The organism is Verrucomicrobiia bacterium, from assembly GCA_036405135.1.
In the GTDB taxonomy this organism is placed as follows: Bacteria; Verrucomicrobiota; Verrucomicrobiia; order Limisphaerales; family JAEYXS01; genus JAEYXS01.
This window is the reverse complement of the sequence record DASWYF010000022.1, coordinates 320346-338098: the sequence shown is the minus strand read 5'-3', so window position 1 is coordinate 338098 and position 17753 is coordinate 320346. Positions and strand designations below refer to the sequence as shown.

At 55.9% G+C, this 17753-nt stretch carries 15 protein-coding genes; 3 read left to right on the top strand and 12 right to left on the bottom strand.

What is annotated here, in order from left to right:
• Position 1: 1 nt before the first annotated feature.
• The 5 genes from VGH19_11895 to VGH19_11875 form a co-directional block, all read right to left on the bottom strand.
• The gene (locus VGH19_11895) at positions 2–1864 is read right to left on the bottom strand and encodes an HlyD family efflux transporter periplasmic adaptor subunit (GenBank protein ID HEY1172065.1); all 1863 of its coding nucleotides are present in this window, start codon (positions 1862–1864) and stop codon (positions 2–4) included.
• A gap of 1 nt (position 1865) precedes the next feature.
• Entirely contained in the window at positions 1866–2708 is an 843-nt protein-coding gene (locus VGH19_11890) for an efflux RND transporter periplasmic adaptor subunit (GenBank protein HEY1172064.1), read from the bottom strand.
• Positions 2709–2749: 41 nt separating this feature from the next.
• Entirely contained in the window at positions 2750–4438 is a 1689-nt protein-coding gene (locus tag VGH19_11885; protein HEY1172063.1) for a TolC family protein, read from the bottom strand.
• A gap of 196 nt (positions 4439–4634) precedes the next feature.
• Positions 4635–6740: an FAD-dependent oxidoreductase gene (locus tag VGH19_11880; GenBank protein ID HEY1172062.1), complete on the bottom strand. Its 2106-nt coding sequence runs from the start codon at positions 6738–6740 to the stop codon at positions 4635–4637.
• Positions 6741–6958: 218 nt separating this feature from the next.
• Entirely contained in the window at positions 6959–7144 is a 186-nt protein-coding gene (locus tag VGH19_11875; GenBank protein HEY1172061.1) for a hypothetical protein, read from the bottom strand.
• A gap of 889 nt (positions 7145–8033) precedes the next feature.
• Here VGH19_11875 and VGH19_11870 point away from each other — a divergent pair.
• From VGH19_11870 to VGH19_11860, 3 genes are all read left to right on the top strand, one after another.
• Complete coding sequence (locus tag VGH19_11870; GenBank protein HEY1172060.1) at positions 8034–9572, top strand: HEAT repeat domain-containing protein; 1539 nt, start codon at positions 8034–8036, stop codon at positions 9570–9572.
• On the top strand, positions 9569–9970 hold the full coding sequence (locus tag VGH19_11865) for a hypothetical protein (GenBank protein HEY1172059.1): 402 nt from the start codon (positions 9569–9571) through the stop codon (positions 9968–9970). The genes VGH19_11870 and VGH19_11865 overlap by 4 nt, the downstream gene beginning before the upstream one ends.
• Before the next feature lie 116 nt (positions 9971–10086).
• Positions 10087–10380 (top strand): hypothetical protein, encoded by a 294-nt coding sequence (locus VGH19_11860; protein HEY1172058.1) that lies wholly within the window; start codon positions 10087–10089, stop codon positions 10378–10380.
• 206 nt (positions 10381–10586) lie between these two features.
• On the opposite strand, the gene rlmN is transcribed toward VGH19_11860, so the two are convergent.
• The 7 genes from rlmN to glgP form a co-directional block, all read right to left on the bottom strand.
• On the bottom strand, positions 10587–11717 hold the full coding sequence (gene rlmN / locus VGH19_11855) for a 23S rRNA (adenine(2503)-C(2))-methyltransferase RlmN (protein HEY1172057.1): 1131 nt from the start codon (positions 11715–11717) through the stop codon (positions 10587–10589).
• Positions 11718–11725: 8 nt separating this feature from the next.
• Positions 11726–12121 carry a PIN domain-containing protein gene (locus tag VGH19_11850; GenBank protein ID HEY1172056.1) on the bottom strand — a complete coding sequence of 132 codons (396 nt, stop codon included), beginning with the start codon at positions 12119–12121 and terminating at the stop codon, positions 11726–11728.
• Positions 12108–12323 (bottom strand): type II toxin-antitoxin system VapB family antitoxin, encoded by a 216-nt coding sequence (locus tag VGH19_11845; protein HEY1172055.1) that lies wholly within the window; start codon positions 12321–12323, stop codon positions 12108–12110. Before VGH19_11845 ends, VGH19_11850 begins: the two co-directional genes overlap by 14 nt.
• 48 nt (positions 12324–12371) lie before the next feature.
• Complete coding sequence (locus VGH19_11840) at positions 12372–13367, bottom strand: cytochrome d ubiquinol oxidase subunit II (protein HEY1172054.1); 996 nt, start codon at positions 13365–13367, stop codon at positions 12372–12374.
• Positions 13364–14677 carry a cytochrome ubiquinol oxidase subunit I gene (locus VGH19_11835; GenBank protein HEY1172053.1) on the bottom strand — a complete coding sequence of 438 codons (1314 nt, stop codon included), beginning with the start codon at positions 14675–14677 and terminating at the stop codon, positions 13364–13366. The genes VGH19_11840 and VGH19_11835 overlap by 4 nt, the downstream gene beginning before the upstream one ends.
• 148 nt (positions 14678–14825) lie before the next feature.
• Positions 14826–15332 (bottom strand): zf-TFIIB domain-containing protein, encoded by a 507-nt coding sequence (locus VGH19_11830; protein ID HEY1172052.1) that lies wholly within the window; start codon positions 15330–15332, stop codon positions 14826–14828.
• Between the two features lie 4 nt (positions 15333–15336).
• Entirely contained in the window at positions 15337–17529 is a 2193-nt protein-coding gene (glgP, locus tag VGH19_11825; GenBank protein ID HEY1172051.1) for an alpha-glucan family phosphorylase, read from the bottom strand.
• Positions 17530–17753: the final 224 nt, after the last annotated feature.

The window sequence follows — 17753 nt, the reverse complement described above, 5'->3', positions numbered from 1 at the left end:
CTTACCACCAGAACCACATCCTCAAGAAATCCACTGTGCGATGAGTGATGATCCACATCAGGCTGCGATTTCCCACGTTCAATTTGCAAACACCGCTCATGCCCGGTCTCCACCACTCTTCCGGAGCTCCTTCAAACTGGCAGCGTACGAGGAATACGTTTTTACCATCCTTCGGCGTGGCCGCCGGTTCCAGGCGTTCCACTTTGATGGGAAACCGTTTGTGTGGCTGGCTCACGAACGCGATCTCGCCCGTCTCCTTGTTCAGTATCTCGTGCACATCACGCTCATTCACCTCGGCCTCCACGTAGAGTTTGTCCGTACGGGCCAGACGGAACATGGCTTCTCCCAGCTCCACCGGTGCGCCGAGGCGGTTGCGCAAGTCGCCTTCCACCACGACCGCATCAAATGGTGCCTTGATCTCCGAACGTGCGAGGCGGTATTTCACCAGGCTCAACCGCGCCTTGGCCTCTTCATATTGGGACAGCGCCACGCGCATCTCCGCCAGTTGACCACCCGCGCGGGCCTTCTCCGATTCGCGATGGTAGCGGCTCATCTCCGCGGCAGCGCTCGCTTCCTCCAGCAACAAATCGTCGCGATTCAGACGCAAGATGACCTGTCCCGCCTTCACGGTGTCACCAGGCCTCACCAGCACGTCTTCCAGATAACCGTTGAATGGCGCGGCGACATATCGGACCTCTTCGCTGCGGAGGATGTAATTTGCCTCCACCCGATAGTTCGGCCGCACCAGGAACAGGATCACCAGCACGAGCGCGATGGCGATTCCCGTCGCCTTCATCCACGTATGCTCCGGCCCCATGAACCCGGCCAGCTTCTCCCGCACATCTTCCGCAAGTCGCGCACCCATCCAGCGGTCGCGGCGCTTCAGATCCGCGAGCCGGTTCACCACTTGATCCGCCACCAGCCGCAACTGCTGCAACTCCGTGAGCGCAAATTCGCCTTCCGCACGCTCCAGAGTAAGAACGCCTGCGACTTTGCCCGCCTGCCGTAACGGAATGGAGCAGACCGCGCTGCTGCCGTTCTCCTTCGCAAAGGCACTATGATCCCGGTTCACCAAAGCGTAGTGCTCGGGTGATGGCCACAATATCTCGTCATCCTGGTCCAGGGCCTCTTCCATCGTCTTCTCGATGGCGACCACGGCTTCCATCTTCGGGTCAAACCGCTCCGTGCGGCTGATGGCTTGCAGTTTGATGAAACCGTTTTCGAACCATCCCAGGCTCACGCGCTGGCATTGGAGACGCGAGGCCAGGCTGTTGCACAGGGCCAGCGCCGCCGCCGTATAGCGTGTCTGTGCATTCACCTCCGCCAACGTATCCAGCACGATAGCGAGCTTCTCGGCATCCGCGCGGGATTGGCGCGTCTGGCCCAGTTCCTGATAGGATTTGGGGATATCCGCCACTAGCTGCAAGCGCATGGCCACAGAATCCAGCTCGGCCACTGAAACATTCGGCAGGAACAGGGCCACCAGGCAGACATCCTGGGCAGAAGCCAGCACCAAACGCACCGCCACACCGGCGGGAAAAGTCGGGCCGGGTTTGGCATCCGCAGCCAGCACCCGTTTGGAGACGCCTGCCGCGCCGCATTCATCCGCCATCGAAAGCAAGGCATTGCGGAACAGGGCCAAGCCTGCGGCAGAAGCCTCCGGCAAGGACCATTCGGACAACTGTTTCCAACGTCCGTCCGTGCTGTCCTTGCGGATCAAGACCGCTCGCGCAGCTCCGCCCATCTCGCCGCAGAGCTTCAGGTACGCAGGCCAAAACTCCTGTGGGGTTCCGCTGAACTGCCGCAGCTTCGCGGCTTCATCTGCGAAGGTGGACGGCGCTGGCGCAGGATTGATTGAACTCATGTTATTGCGCGTTGATTTGCATCGTGCCCGCCACGCCCGGTTTGATCTGGCCGTTGGCATTCTCGCACAACACTTTGACCCGCAGCAATCCGCTCGCCGCATCCACCACGGGTGAAACGAAGCTGACCTTGCCCGTCACCGGCACCATCTTGCTGCCTGCCTCGATCTGGAGCTGTACCGTGTCTCCGTTTTTCAGATTGTAACCTGCCTTGGCATCCACATTGGCCACGAAATAAAATTGGCGCGTGTCCACTACGCGCATGAGCGGCTCCTGTGCTTTGCAATCCTCACCCACTTCGCGATAAATATCCACGGCATAGCCCGTCAGAGGTGATATGATCGAACGATCTTTCAGCAATTGAGCCGCCATCTCCGCCTCCAGCGCCTCGCGATCCTCGGTTACTTTCAAGCGCTCCGCTTCTGCTACAGAGAGTTGATATTCCAGCTCCTTCTTGTCCAGATCGTCTTTGCTGACGGATTTGGTCGCGGCAAACAGCTTGCGGGTGGATTCCAAGTCTGTCTTTGACGTCTTCACCCGCGCTTCCGCACCCTGCAACTCTGCCTTGCTTTCGGCGATCATCTTGCGGCGTTTGACTTCCAGCTCTTCCTGTTTGCTCTTCAATCCGATGAGCACCTGCCCCGCCTTGATCGGCTCCCCCTCCTTCACCAGCCGCTTCTCCACCGTCCCCGCTACCGGTGCGCTCAGCAGCACATCCAGAAACGGTTCGGTGACGCCGGACACGGTTGTTTGGGCTTGTGCGGTCACACAAACGGCGCACGCCAGCAGGACGGCAAAAATTCCCGCCCTTACTTTGGCTTCACAGTTTTGATTCGGCAGATACATGGCTTTGGAAAATAGCTGATTGAAGGGGCAGAAGTCGCAACTCAGGGGGTTCGGATGATCGGCGGACGACGTTTGTCATACTCCATCTGCATCGTCTTGAGAAACTCATTGTACTTTTCAGTCGTGATGGCGCCATTCACCAGCACGGAGGTGCTCTCCTGCAATTGTTGCTGGGTGAAATCCAAGTTACGCTCCTTCAGCATCGTGCCTGTGATGATGTCCAGCTCCAGCAGCGCTTTTTGATAGCGCACCTGCGTCTCCAATGCCGCCAGACGTGCGCGGAACACATCCTCCTCCGCATCCAACACCTCCCGGCTGTCCACCTTGCCGGCGTCCAGGCGGGCGACTTGCGTGTTGAAGACCTCCTCGTTCGCCTTCAATGCCTGCCCGTAAAGCTCCACGCTGCTCCGATGGCTCTCCACCGTGAAAACAGAAGATCGCAATGTGTTGGCCAGATTGATGCCCATGCCGTTCAAGGCACGCGCCGTGGCTTCGCGACGCAACTCCGCCGCCCTCAATTCATGACGGCTCTTCACCCCACCACCTAATGGCACACGAAATTCCACGCCCAGCGACCAGCTCGGGAAATCCTGATCCTGCGCTGCATTCCACGAATCACCCGGATTCTTCGCCAACCCGCTGAAACCATAACCACCCTTGAGGTCCAAGTTAGGCATGCGTTGATTTTTGGCCACCTTCACCCGCAGTCCTTCCAGTTCCGCCTGCTTCACCAAAGACGCATACGCCGGGTTCTGCTCAAAGGCCGCCTGCGTCATCTTCATCACGTCATAATCCTGCTTGGCAAGATTGGGGACATCGGCGGCGACCATGTTTAACGCCATGGACGACCACGAATCCGAAAGCAACGTCGCCGCTTTGCTGCGCGCAGTCTGCAAACGCTGCTGCGCTTCATTCACGATCGCGATACGCTCCGATATCGCCGCTTCAGACACCTTCATCTCGATCTCAGCACCTTTGCCGAGTTCAAAACGCTTCTTGTTGTCCGCATGAAGTGTTTCCGCTATCCGCAACGACTCCTTCGCCACCGCAAGCTGCTGCTGCGTCTGATAGAGATCCCAATAGGCGGCTTCCGCCTGTCCGATGATCTCCATGATGTTCTTGCGGTAATCTTGAAAGGAGATCTCCGAGGTGATCGCCGCCGCACGGATGCCAGCGGTCGTGACCGTCACACCGCCGTTCTTGAGCAACGGCTGAGTCAGCGTTAATCCCACGGTCGTGATCCATTCACCATGCGGATTCGCTGCCGCGTTCACATTGTTCTCAAACGTCTGCAACGTATAACCCAACCGGACCTTTGCACCCGTCGGCGCTGTAGACTCAATCCCGCTCGTAAAGGTCTTGTTACGCTCGTTGTAAACGCTCGGACCACCGCCGAAGATGCCGCCCAAGTTACGCCGTTGCTCCTCCGTGTTAGCACGCCTGCGGTCCACTGCATCCGCACCCATCACCAGCTCAGGCTCGAAAAGTCCTTTCTCGGCCTTGTACCGTTCATCCGCGATGGCAGACTCCAAGATACGGATCTGCAATGATTCGTTTCTCACCCAAACTTGCTTGAGAAAATCCTCCAGCTTCACCGGCACCCCTGCCACCTCGTTCGTTGCCGCATTAAGCGGAAGGCAGCAAAGAACGGGGGTGCAGGCGATAATGGCTTTTCTGATCAGCGATTTAAGGCAATACGCTTTCTCGTGACTAAGCGACTTAAAGGTCATGTGTCTCGTGCGAAAATATAAGCGCACAGTAAAGACATCCCGTCCTAGGTCAAGATAGCTAAGCAACAATACGGCAAACTTCTTACAACAGATTTTGCCATATCCCCATATCGTCTAATAATTGCCCTGCTCTTCCTCGCATTTAGCATAACGCCGCCCTCTCCCTTTGCACCTTTTGTTACAAACCATGCATTTTTCACTTCGCCAGCCACTGTACCGCATCGATCACCACAAACCCATCCGTCCCCTCATTCGTCACCACTACCGCACCCGTCTCCGCGAACTCAAATTCCCCCAGCGAGATGAACGCTCCCTCGATCGTCGGTGCCTGCTTCTGATTCACCGTGATCGTCTTTTTCCCGCCCGCATATTCCACCGTCACCGGTACTTTGCTCGAGCGATTCCCATTCACCGGATACGCGAACCGCACCTCGTACTTGCCCGCCTTCGGCAACTTCGCCTCGAACCGCGCGCTGAACTTCCCATCCTTCGCATTGCCATCGTGCTGATAACCGTGCCCCACGAACGTCTTGCCCGCTGCGCTATCCGTCCAATGCCCCGTCGTCTTCGCCTGCGCATCATCCACCACGATGCCACCCAGCTTCGCCGCTTCCAGACCACCCTTGCCTTCGGGTGCATTGCTCGCACCTTCCGGCGATTTGTATTCCAGGATCTGCCCCTGCTTCAGCAACAGCTCGCGCAACTTCGCATACGGCACATCTTGCACTGCCAAGTTCCCATCGATCGCCAGCACCGCCGCCGTCGCCGCCGATTCCGCCAAGATCATGAACACCGGTTCCATGCGGATGGACCCGAAGGCGATGTGCGAGCTCGACACGCACACCGGCACGAACAAATTGTCCGCCTGCCCCTTTTTCGGCACCAATGAACCATACGCGATCTCATACGGCCCCTTCGTCGCCACACCGATGTCACCTTCGTTCTGCACAAAACCTTCCGGCGTGATGTAACGCTGCACGTTGTGCGAATCGATCGTGTAGGAACCCATGCCCACCGATTCCGGTGTCGGACGCTTTTTCAGCAATTCATTCTCCGTCATCACATACTTGCCGATCATCCGGCGCGCCTCGCGGATGTAGAGCTGGAACGACCAGTTGCCGTTGTCCTTGAACTCATCCTTTGGCAAGCCCCACTTCTTCATCGCCGCCTGCACGTCCTTTGGTACTCGCGGATCATTCGCGATGAAATACAGCCAGCCCTTCTGATAAGTTTCATGCTCCTTGATGATCTCCTTGCGCTTCTCATACGAAGCTTCTGGATAATCATAGTTCATTCCGATGTTATCCGTGCTCATCGGCCCGTGATTGTTCGTATCCGTCTTCTTGTTCGGAATGTCATCAAACTTGCCGAACGTCTCCTTCCAACCCGCCGCATACACGCGCAACAGCAATTCATACTGGTTCGGGTCATAACCCTCCGGCTTCGGGAACGGAATCATGTTCTCCGGATGATCTGTCAGGCACATGCGGAAGCAGTAAGCCTGCACGCGCTTGTCACCCGCACCGAAAGGCCCCGGCGGCTCCTTGCTCACACGCGGGATCACGCCGCTCTTCGGATCACCAGGCACCACATAGGGGCTGATGCCGTCCTTCAACACACCGAAATGATGGCGATGATGCAACACACCCGTCTGGATGCCATTCCACTTCTCATCATAAACACTCGTCGCCTCGCGCCCCACGTGATACTCCACACCCGCCGCCGCCATCAGATCGCCTTCATACGTCGTATCAATGAACATCTTCCCCGTGTAAGTCTTCCCGCTCAACGTCGTGATGGACTTGATTCGGTTGCCCTCTTTCTTCACACCCTTCGCCCGATCCAACCACTCATCGCGATCCACCTTGATCTCGTAATCCTTGATGAAACTCTCGAACACCTTCTCCGCCGCATGCGGTTCAAATATCCACATCGTCCGCTCTGCGCCGTCAATGGCTGGCGTGCCTTGGCCCTTACCACCGTATTGCTCCTTCTTCTGCCACTTCCACGCATCCGCCTGGTCGTAATGCTTCCAGATGCGATGATAAAATTCGCGCGACAACCCGCCGATCACCGCCTTGTTACCCGTATCCGTGAAACCCAAGCCGCCGCTGGAGAGACCGCCCAAGTGCTTGTCCGGCGAGACGATGATCGTCGTCTTCCCCATCTTCTTCGCCTGCACCGCCGCGATCACGGCTGCGGACGTGCCGCCATACACCACCACATCATACTCCGCAGCCTGCGCCTTCACGCAAAACGCCGTCGCCAAAGCCAAAGAAGCTACAATTCGGAACAAGTGCATAAACGCTTTATACTTTTTGCCAGAAGCCCATGTCGAGCCAGCAATCCACCCGCCAGCACACGACACCCGGCCCAAGCCAAACAATTGATTCAATAACCAAGTCTCAGTACCAACCTTTTGGACACTATATCTTTTCATAATCGTTCTCGTCGTCGTCCTCGTCCTCGAAACCTGTAGCAGCCGACATAAGTCGGCTCTAACATCCCCCCTCTCGATGTTCAGAGTTCGATGTTGGATGTTCGATGTTTCCCCTCCTCATTCTTCATTCCCGTGGGACACGCCTGCTCAACCGCCCGCCGCATCTGCCCAAACCACCAGTTGGCTTGACTCACCTTCCGATACCGCCGCGACACCGGCCTGCATCCCGTTTCCAACTTCAATTCACTCTGTTCCGTCAGCTTCATAATGAACCTTTCTGCGTCCACTATGCCGAGGGGGGTAGGACATTGACTGTCCTACCCCCCTCCTTTTCTAAAAATATTTTCAAACCACCTAACCTGCTTTAAATCAGCCACTTAAAACAAAAACACTCCTCAGAACTACAAATTTCCTCTCCCCAATTCGCGCCAATTAGCGAAATTCGCGTCAACCCTCGCCACAACGACCGTAAGCCCACCCCCCAGTTACCCATCACGAATTTCGCATCCACATCCTGTTCATCTTGTAAATCCTGTCAAAAGTCTTCCCCTTTACGCCTCCCTCCTCAATCACCCGTTTCCCACCTCGGCACATGCACATAAGTGCCGATGTATTCTACCAATTCTCCTCGCACCCCGCTCCTCTGAACGCAGCCGAGGTCACGAAGCTCTAACCCCACCTTTGGAGTGCGGAGGCTCGACTCCGCTTCTCGCCCCGTGCCCGGAGGTCGGGGTCCGCCCGACGCGGCTTGACGCGTCGTCTCCCTCATAAGTCACAAAACCTGAATGACGAAACATGGTACCCCGTGCTGCCGGATTCCAGCCGGCAGTCCGCGACGCCCGCCGCAGCCTGTTCGCCCGCCTCGAACAATACAATCGCGAGACAACATCCAGACCGCCAAAAGGCTGGTAAGGATCGGTTCCACCCGGTCCCAAACCAAGGCCTTCACCACCGCCCTATCGCTATTTAACATGTCTCCCAAACTCCATAATACGATATCGCTTCTCGGCCTCACTTTAGTCTCGGCTTTCTCGCTCTTTAGTTTTGCCATTTGACCCGCGCCCCGCTTCCTTCGATATTGCCCTAAATGAGTGTTCCCTGTTCCCCATCGCTTGATCGCAAATTTCAACCATGACAACTTCATTTCCCTAACCAGTGAACCAAGACGAGCCTCAATCAACAAAACCGGCACTGTCCCTCGCCGAAGCGGTGAAACGTTTTCGCGCCTGGGCCGCTGAGGACCATGAAGGCGAAGGTATCGGCGAATGGGAGTGTGATTACGAACACTGGTCGGAAATCTATGACGCGTTCAACCCGGCATTAGATGCTCCCCTATCGCCCGGAGCTATTGAAGATATTCTTTACGCAATAGCTCGCGACAATGAGGTTGAAGTTCTCCGAGAACGCTTGACCACCCGTCCCGAGATTTTGATCGCCTTGGCTCCCGCCGCGCTTGTTTACTCCGAGTTTCATGCCCGCTGGCAAATTGCAGTCAGTCTAGGTGAGGTTGGCAGTCCAGCCGCCTTGGAGATACTTCGCAAATTTATTGATGATCCCCAAGAATATGTTCGCCGCCGTGCACTGATAGCTTACGCCCCTCATCGTTCCGCTGAATCCGAACCGATCGCTTGGGCATGGCTTTCCTCAGAAGAACCATACTCCCGCTTGGCTGCCTTGCATGTTTTACGCGACGTTCATTCGTCACGATGGCCCGATGCAGTTGAGATGCTACAAGGCGATCCATGCGAATTTGTCCGTCAAAGAGCGATCGAGTTCGCTGCCTATCTGGACGAAAAGCACGGTCGCGCACCCGGCGAAGTGTATCCGGATACTACACTGGGCATCTATGACGTCATCTTTTGGGAAGGTGATGGCCAGCCGGACTCCATCTACACTGTGGTTGCTCCCACCTATCTTGAAGCAGTGAAATTGGCCGAGCACCATCGTTCCGAACACACCTTGCCCGGCTCTGACGTTTCACTTCAGGCCAATACCGTTAGTTTGCTCGGCCCGTCGGCCCTGGGAGATGTGCCCAAAATTCTTCACGGCCCCATTCGTGAAACCGGCTACACCCACGGCGACACTTGGCTTTTCAATACAGAGACAAGCAAATGGTTGCGGCAAGAGGACAATCGTAAACCGCAGCAGCAACACGCTCATGGCGCAGCAACGAATGATTCCAGTTCATCTAAAGAAGATATTCACATCACCCAATCCCTCGCCCAGCTCACCGGCGTCGATTGGGGCGCTCCCCCGCCGAGCGTCAGTTCCGTAGTCCAAGAGCGGCACACTCTTCGTCGCACTCCGTTGCAGGAGTTATCCTTGGATGCCCTCAAACGCTTGCTCGCGCTCGATTTCGAAGAAGACCACCTCCACCTCATCCCTTATTGCCTGCAAAGAATCGATAAAGCCCTGAACGCCCAAGACGACGACTACCTGCGCTATTGCAATCTGTTACTCGCCGTGCTGGCGAATGAAAAATACGACTGGCTCGCAAAACCCGAGTTGGTCCATCAAACCAGAAATTTGGTCAATCGTGCCTGTCACGAGCTCTATCGCGACAGTGATGCTGCTGAAGGAACTAATGATTCGCTAGCATACTACCGTGTGCTGCAAGCCAACATACAGATGCAAGCAGCCCTCTACGAAAAACTGGCCCGGTTCGAACAACGATTTTCCAAAATCGGCCAATGAGCGCCCTCGCCTCCATCCGAGCCAAAGACATGGTCGCCCACATCTTTGGTCATACACTCGGCGAAATCCGCAAAGAACGCTCCCACCTTGGACTGCCCGCCGAATTTGAATTTCTCTGTCTTATAAAAGGCCACTCAGCCTCCTCCAAGACCACCGATCAAATCAGGCTGGGCTTCATCGCCGGACAATCCATCACCTCGCTTAAAGAACTCCTGCCTGCCCCCGGACACAAACGCCCGCACGCTGGAAAAACCATCGCCCTCGTCCAACACCAAGAACCGCTACAACAAATTTTCGAAGCCCTCTTCACCCGCGGCGAACACGACACTACTTGGAGTGGCTACCACCGTCCCGATGCCACTCTGCTCGACATCTACAACGTCCACTGCCAGCGATAACGACTCACCCATTCCCTAGATATTGGCCGTATGGAAAAAGCTCGGCAGTCATCATGCTGGCCAGTTTGACAAGCAAACCCTTCTATGTCCTACTAAATATGTAACCCAAGGCGTTTATGCAAAAACTTTGGCTCATCCTCTTCCTTATGAGTGGCATCTTCACCTGGGCCTTTCTATTCGCCGCGATGATCGGCTTTCAAGTCAGCTTGAATGACGAGAATGACCAAAGTCCAAAATTAAAAACATGGCGCGTTTTTGACGCCCTCTACCTCGGGTCTTTCGGCTCAGCGATTGTTGGTGCTATCAAGAATTGGAAGACACTTCATGAAAGCCGCCAGGCCGCCATCTCGGGCTTCGTGTCACTGGCTTTGACCCTTCTCTTCTTCTTCCTCTGTTGTAAAGCCTCGTAAAACTGATCTTGGACAGTCCCCCGCTTAGAGCGTTTCAAGAAATACTGAGGCCGATTGGAGCGAGGATTTTTGGGTCAGGGCGAGGCTTTGGCGAAGGAGCAGGTTCCAAAGACCCTGTGACTGAGCCGAAACGAAGCCCTGCCCCAAAAAGACCGCTCGCTCCGCTCCCTAGACAATCGGCTACAGTATTTCTTGAACCGCTCTAGTCACTCGATACTCTGCGCTTTCATCTCCCGCTCCGTCTTGAGCCGCAATTGCCCGCACGCCGCGTCGATGTCATGCCCCTTCTCACGCCGTAGCGTCGCGATGACATCCTGCTCCTCCAACGCCGCGAGAAAAGCTTCCTGCACATCCTCTTCCGGCCGTATCCACTCCAAGCCATCCACCTTGTTGTAAGGGATGAGATTCACCTTCGCGTGCAGGCGCTTGGCGAGAGCCGCGAGCGGCCTCGTCTCGCTCAGCATGTCGTTCACACCGGCGATGAGGATATACTCCAGCGTGATCATCTTGCTCTTGCGCTGCTGGTAGTAATCACACGCTGCGGCCAGTTCTGCCACCGGATATTTCTTATTCACCGGCATGATGCGGTTGCGCACCTCATCCGTCGCCCCATGCAAGGAAATGGCTAAACGAAATTGCTCCGGCTCATCCGCCAGCTTGCGGATCTGCGGTGCCAAACCACTCGTCGAGATCGTGATCTTCCGCGCACCAATACCCCCGCCCCACGACGCATTGAGCAAACGTAACGCCTTCAGCAAATTATCGTAATTCGAGAGCGGCTCGCCCATGCCCATGATCACGAGATTATTCACCACACGCTCGGCCTTCGGCGTTCCATCTACCTGCTCCATCTCCTCCGGCTGATCATCATGCCACCGCTCCGTCGCGATGATCTGTTCAACGATCTCATCCGGTCTCAAGTTGCGCTTCCACCCTTCCAACCCGCTCGCGCAGAACTTGCACCCATACGCACAACCTACCTGCGTGGACACACACAACGTATGCCGGTCACTCCGCTCGCCGTAGAGCGAAGGATTCGCCGGGATGAGCACACTCTCGATGAGCGCCCCATCCTGCAATTGCCACAAAAACTTCTGCGTCGTATCCCGCGAACCCTGCTTGCGCGATATCTTATGCGTGTTCAGCGTGAACACCTCCGCCAACTTAGCCCGCAAGGTCTTCGGCAGATTCGACATCGCATCCCACGATGGCGCGCGCCGCACATACAGCCAGTTCAGCAACTGATCCACGCGATACGCCGGTTCACCCATCTCGGTGAACTTCGCCGCAATCTCATCGCGCGTCAGCGCCTTGATATCTGTCTTAACGTCTTTCACGAAAATTTTTAATACTGCTCAACTTTCAATTGCTCACCACAAATCTTGGACATGGCCGAGAAATGCTGGTCGCGGCAGCACAAGGGCAAAGATTCCCTGATTGCCACCACCGCTACAAACAAATCATTTCGAGGTATGTTGAGCCCTTTGGACTTAAAGCGGGCTTCCAGCTCTGCTGCAGCCACCCAATCTGCCGTTCTGAATGGCAAATGATGACTAAACTTCAATGCAGCATCCAAATCTGACCGTTCATTACTGCGAACTCCACAAAGCAGTTCGAACTGGATAGGGCAAGTATAGGCGATGAGGTCGTCCTGCAGCCATTGGCCCATCAAGTTTTTGATCTGGGCATCACCTTTTCGGCGCAGAAACTCCACCCACAAGGACGTATCAACGAGTTTCATAACGATCCTGCGCTTCCAACTCCTCATTGGTGGCCGAATAATCCGTTTTTCCCGCCAACACTTTGGCTACAAATCGACGGCGTTCTTGGGATTTCAAGTAATCAGCGAGGGCTTGACTGACCGCCGGAGACTTCTTTTTCTGACCAGTATACTGCTGAATCCTTTTCATTTCAGAATCATCAATATCAACAGTTATTCGCATACTCTAACTCTACCAAATGATGATTATTTATCAACTATTTTCATCATTTTATCGACTCCCCTTAAACACCTTGAACAAATAATACAACGACGGCAACAAAATCACCGACCCCACCCCCAACGCGATCACTAATAACTTCAAAGTGATCTGCGGAGCCGCCGCATTCGTGATCGTCACATCTGGATAGATCAGATGCGGATACTGCGCCAGACACCACCCAGCGAGAATCGTCGTCACCTGCCCAATTGCCGCCACACGCGCCAGTTTAAAAGACCGCTTCCACAACGCCCCTAACGCCACCAACGCACACCCACTCGTCACCACCAGCAGCCACGGAGCCCACCAATTCGTCAATCCCCGATACATCTCCGGCGCTTCACCTCGCGAAGTGAAGAACACCACGGCTGCGATCGGCGCCAACGCCAACTCCGCCCAAATCGCCCGCAACCGGAAATCATTCTGCACCTCCGGTTCAGCCGCCGCATCCAACGTCAGATACACCGCCGCCAGAAACGCGAACAGTACCAGTGCAAACACCCCGCATGCCCATGCGAACGGCGATAGCCAACCCGCGAAGAACCCCGTCAGCACCAAACTCTTCTCCACGCGGATATCGCCCGTTGCCAATGCGCCCAACGTCATCCCCTGCACCACTGGCGTGACCAGACTCGATATCCCGAACACCAAGCTCCAGCGATGCTGCACGGAATCGCGCTTGGAATCATATTTGCGAAACACAAATGCCGTCCCACGCAATACAATCCCTATCAGCATAATCGTAAGCGGGATGTGCAGCGCCGTCATCATCGCTGCAAACGCCCGAGGCCACGCGGTGAACAGCAACACCACGATCAGAATGAGCCACACATGATTCGCCTCCCAGATTGGCGCGATAGCATCCGCCACGATCTGTCTCTGCCGCTTCGCCCTCGGTCCACGCGCCAGCAGATCCCACACGCCCCCACCGAAATCCGCCCCACCCATCAACGCATAAATGATGAGCGAGACTAGCGTGACACCCGCGATGACGATTTCCAGACTCACACATCACCTCGCTTCTCTGGGGCCGTCTCCAGGAACTGCCGCTTCAGCAGGAACACCAGCACGATGGAGAGGAAAATGTAAACGATGGTGAAGGTCGTGAACGGCACCACCAGATTCGGCATCGGCGTCACCGCCTCGCTCGTCTTCATAATACCGTAGATGATCCACGGCTGCCGCCCGAATTCCGTCACGAACCACCCCGCCTCAAGTGCGATGAATCCCAACGGCGCACACCACACAAATGACTTCAACAATCGTGGACTGATCCATTCACTCCGCCGTTTCCAATAAGCCATTCCCGCCCACATCGCCAATCCCAGCATCACCATCCCCGCGCCCACCATCACATCAAAGCTCCAGTGCACCAGCTTCACATTCGGCCATTCCTCCCGCGGGATTTGATCTAAACCCGGCACCACCGTATCCGCCTTATGACCGATCAAGATGCTCAACGCATTGGGTATCTCCACGCCATATTTCGTCGTTTTTGTCTCATCATCCGGAATGCCGCCGATGACAAAAGGCGCATGACTCCGCGTCTCATAATGCGCCTCCATCGCCGCCAGTTTCATCGGCTGATACTTAGCCACCCGCCGCGCCGCCAGATCACCAGTCAACACTTGCAACGGTATCGAAACACACGCAAGCGCCGCTGCGATGCCAAAAGCCGCCCGGTGAAACTCACTCTGTTTATTGCGCAAGAGGAAGTAAGCGTGAATCCCTGCCACCAGAAACCCCGTCGCCACCATCGCGGCAAACGTCATGTGCAGCACTTCATGCAATGCCGCCGGATTCAGCATCGCTGCGATTGGATCGATGTCCGAGAACTCACCGTTCTCATACGTGAATCCCACTGGCGTGTTCATCCACGCATTCGCCGTCACCACAAAGACGCCGGACATCACCCCACTGATCGCCACCATCACACCGGAAAGCCAATGCGCGATGGGCGACATCTTTTTCCATCCATAAAGAAACAGCCCGAGAAAAATCGCCTCCGTGAAAAACGCGAATCCCTCCAGAGAAAACGGCATCCCGATGATCGGTCCCGCATGTTCCATGAACTTTGGCCACAGCAACCCCAATTCAAACGAAAGCACCGTTCCCGATACCGCGCCCACCGCGAATAAGATCGCGGTCCCTTTCGCCCAACGATGCGCCAGATCCAGATACACCGGCTTCTTCGTCCGCAGATAAAACCCTTCCGCCATCGCCATCATGATAGGCATCGCGATACCCACGGCCGCGAACAGGATATGAAACGCCAGCGACATCCCCATTTGTGCCCGGGCGAATTGAAGATCAGTCATGGAAACGCCTTCGGTTGTGCGGAAAGCGTGAAGCTTTCCTGTGAACAAGCTCGCGCAACCGCGCCAACCGGTCAATCACCCCACCGCAAGTACAACCTCCCCTGCAATATCGAAGCAACGAAACTAATAATCCGAAACGCGCCCTAAATCACCATTCCGCCGAATTCAAACTTTCTAACACTACCTCCACAACCAATTCTGCCGCTCCATCCAGCGAAGCATCAGCAATCGATTGCCGCCACTTGGATTGATAGGATGTCGGCCCTTTGGCTCGATTCCTAACCTCATGGATCAGCTTCTTCCCTACCGTCTGTAGCGAAGGCGGTTTGTACGCTTTCAACAACCTTTGCACCTCCCCACCATCGAACCAATAACCATCACACGTCGTGCAGCGGTCGATCTCGATGCCCCGGACGATCTTCGGTTCCAACGGCGTCTGGCACTGCACCGTGCAGAAGCGGTGCGCGGTTTTAGCGGGAGGCTTGGCCGCGACTTCACTCGACACCGGAGCAGCGGTCTTCGCCTGCTCCAGCGCCAAAGTCATAAGCTGTTCCCGTGCCACCCAAACGCCACGGCAACGTGGACAGCCCAAGACCTGCACACGCGCCAGCGGCACTTTGATCAACGTCTGCCCGTCTGCGGGACACGTCGCCATAAATTTACTTCTGGATGTAATACTTGTTCGCGTAGTCCTGCACCATGCGCCACGTGCCATACTTCGGCACCAGTGTGACCATCGCTCGGCGGATGCGTTGGATCCACTGGCGCGGGATGCCATTCGCATCGCGATTGTAGAAGCTGGGGATGACCTCTTCCGTCAACGCCTTGTAGAGGTTCGCACTGTCCTGCTTGTCCTGTTCCTCGATGTTGTCCGGGTGCGAATCATCACCGATGGAGAAGCCGTTCGTGCCATCGTAGCCTTCGCGCCACCAGCCATCCATGATACTCAGATTCAGCACGCCATGGCAGCCGCACTTCTGACCGCTCGTGCCGGAGGCTTCCAACGGACGACGCGGATTGTTCAGCCACACATCGCAACCAGACACCATCTGGCGCGCCACGTGGATGTCGTAATTCTCGATGAACACCAGATGCCCAGTCAGATCCGAGTGCTTGCTCAGGTGGATCACCTTTTGGATGAAACGCTTGCCTTCGTCATCACGCGGATGCGCCTTGCCTGCGAAGATGAACTGCACCGGACGTTCCTTGTCCTTCACCAGTTTCACGACGCTCTCGTATTGATCGAAGATCAGCGGCGCACGCTTGTAAGTCGCGAAGCGGCGGGCAAAACCGATTGTCAACGCGCTCGGGTTCAGCAACTGGTCCAGCGTGATGAAATCATTCTGCGCAAAGCTGCGCCCCTGGATGAGCAACCGACGACGTGCGAACTCCACCAACTCACGGCGCAGCTTGAAACGTAACGCCCACAATTCTTCATCCGAGACAAATTCCGGATCCGCCATGCGCGCCCAGAACTCCGGCTTGTCCACCTCGTTCTCGAGATGCAGCGCCGGGTTCTTGGTCCAGAACGCCGTTTCTTCACCGGCGGGAACCACCGGCTTGTTCGCCGCCAACTTGCGACGCCAGAAGCGCCGCACTGTGCCCTTCATCCAGCCGAGCGTATGCACGCCGTTCGTGATGTGACCGATCGGCACATCGGCCACCTTGCCGTTCGGATACATGCAGTGCCACATCTCGCGGCTCACCTGCCCGTGCAGTTCGCTCACGCCATTCGCCGCGCGGGAACCGCGCAAGGCCAGAACCGTCATGCAGAAAAGCTCGTTCGCATCTGCCGGATTCACGCGGCCCAAGCCCATGAATTGCTCACCGGAAAGACCGAGGCTCTGCGTCACTTTCAAGAGCGCGTAATTCACCAGGTCACGGCTGAAACGATCATGCCCAGCCGGCACCGGCGTATGCGTCGTAAAGATACATTCCTGCTTCGTGGATTGCAGTGCCTGCTCGAACTTCATACCTGACGCCATCTTCTCCCGCGCCAGTTCCAGCACGAGGAACGCCGCATGACCTTCGTTCATGTGGAAGGTCGAAGGCTGAATACCCAGCGCACGCATCAGGCGCACACCGCCGATGCCCAGGAGGATTTCCTGCAAGATACGCGTTGTGCTATCACCACCGTAAACCCGCAGAGTAAGATCGCGATAATGCTGCTCGTTCTCCGGCAGATTCGTATCCAGCAGATAGACCGGTACGCGACCCACATTCACGCGCCAAGCGCGGAAAGACACTTGCGAGGTCGCCATCCAGACCGTGCAGATGAGCGGTTCACCCTTCGCATTCAAGACCGGTTCCAGCGGAAGATTTTTCGGATTCAGCAGCGTGTAATATTCCGTCTGCCAGTTCTCATGATTGATCGCCTGCTGGAAGTAACCTTCGCGATAGAACAGGCTGATGCCCACGAAGCCCAAACCGAGATCGCTCACCGACTTCGTATGATCACCCGCCAAGATACCCAAGCCACCGGCCGCGATCGGCAACGTTTCATGGAAACCAAACTCCGCAGAGAAATACGCCACCGGATTCTTCTGGAGCTTCGGCCCATGCTGCGCGCCCCACGTTTCCTTGTCTTCCAAGTAGCTCTTGAACGTCTCCAGCACCTCATGCACACGACGCGCGAATTCATGATCCTGCAGGCGCATGCGTAACTCGTAGTCCGAAACCTCATGCATCACCGCCACGGCATTGTGATACAGGTTTTGCCAGGCACGCGGAGACAGCTCCTGAAACACTTCCTGCGCTTCCTGGTTCCAAGTCCACCAGAGGTTATGTGAAAGTTTGTGCAGTCCCTCGACCATCTCCGTGATTTCAGTGCTGGAAAAACATGTTTTGCTCATAGCGATATGTGTCTGCTTGGTCCCACCTGATCCGCCGCTGGCGAACTGTGGGTAACGCTAGTCTCCCGGACTGCCATGGGCAATCTCCAACTTCATGCACCCTGCAATTCCCGAGGTCCTTCGCCCCTCTAGTTAGCCCAGCTTTGGGACATCCGCAAATGACGAGCCAGAAAAGAATTGGGGACATTTTCATCGCTCAGTGGGTAATCCAACCCATTCCCATA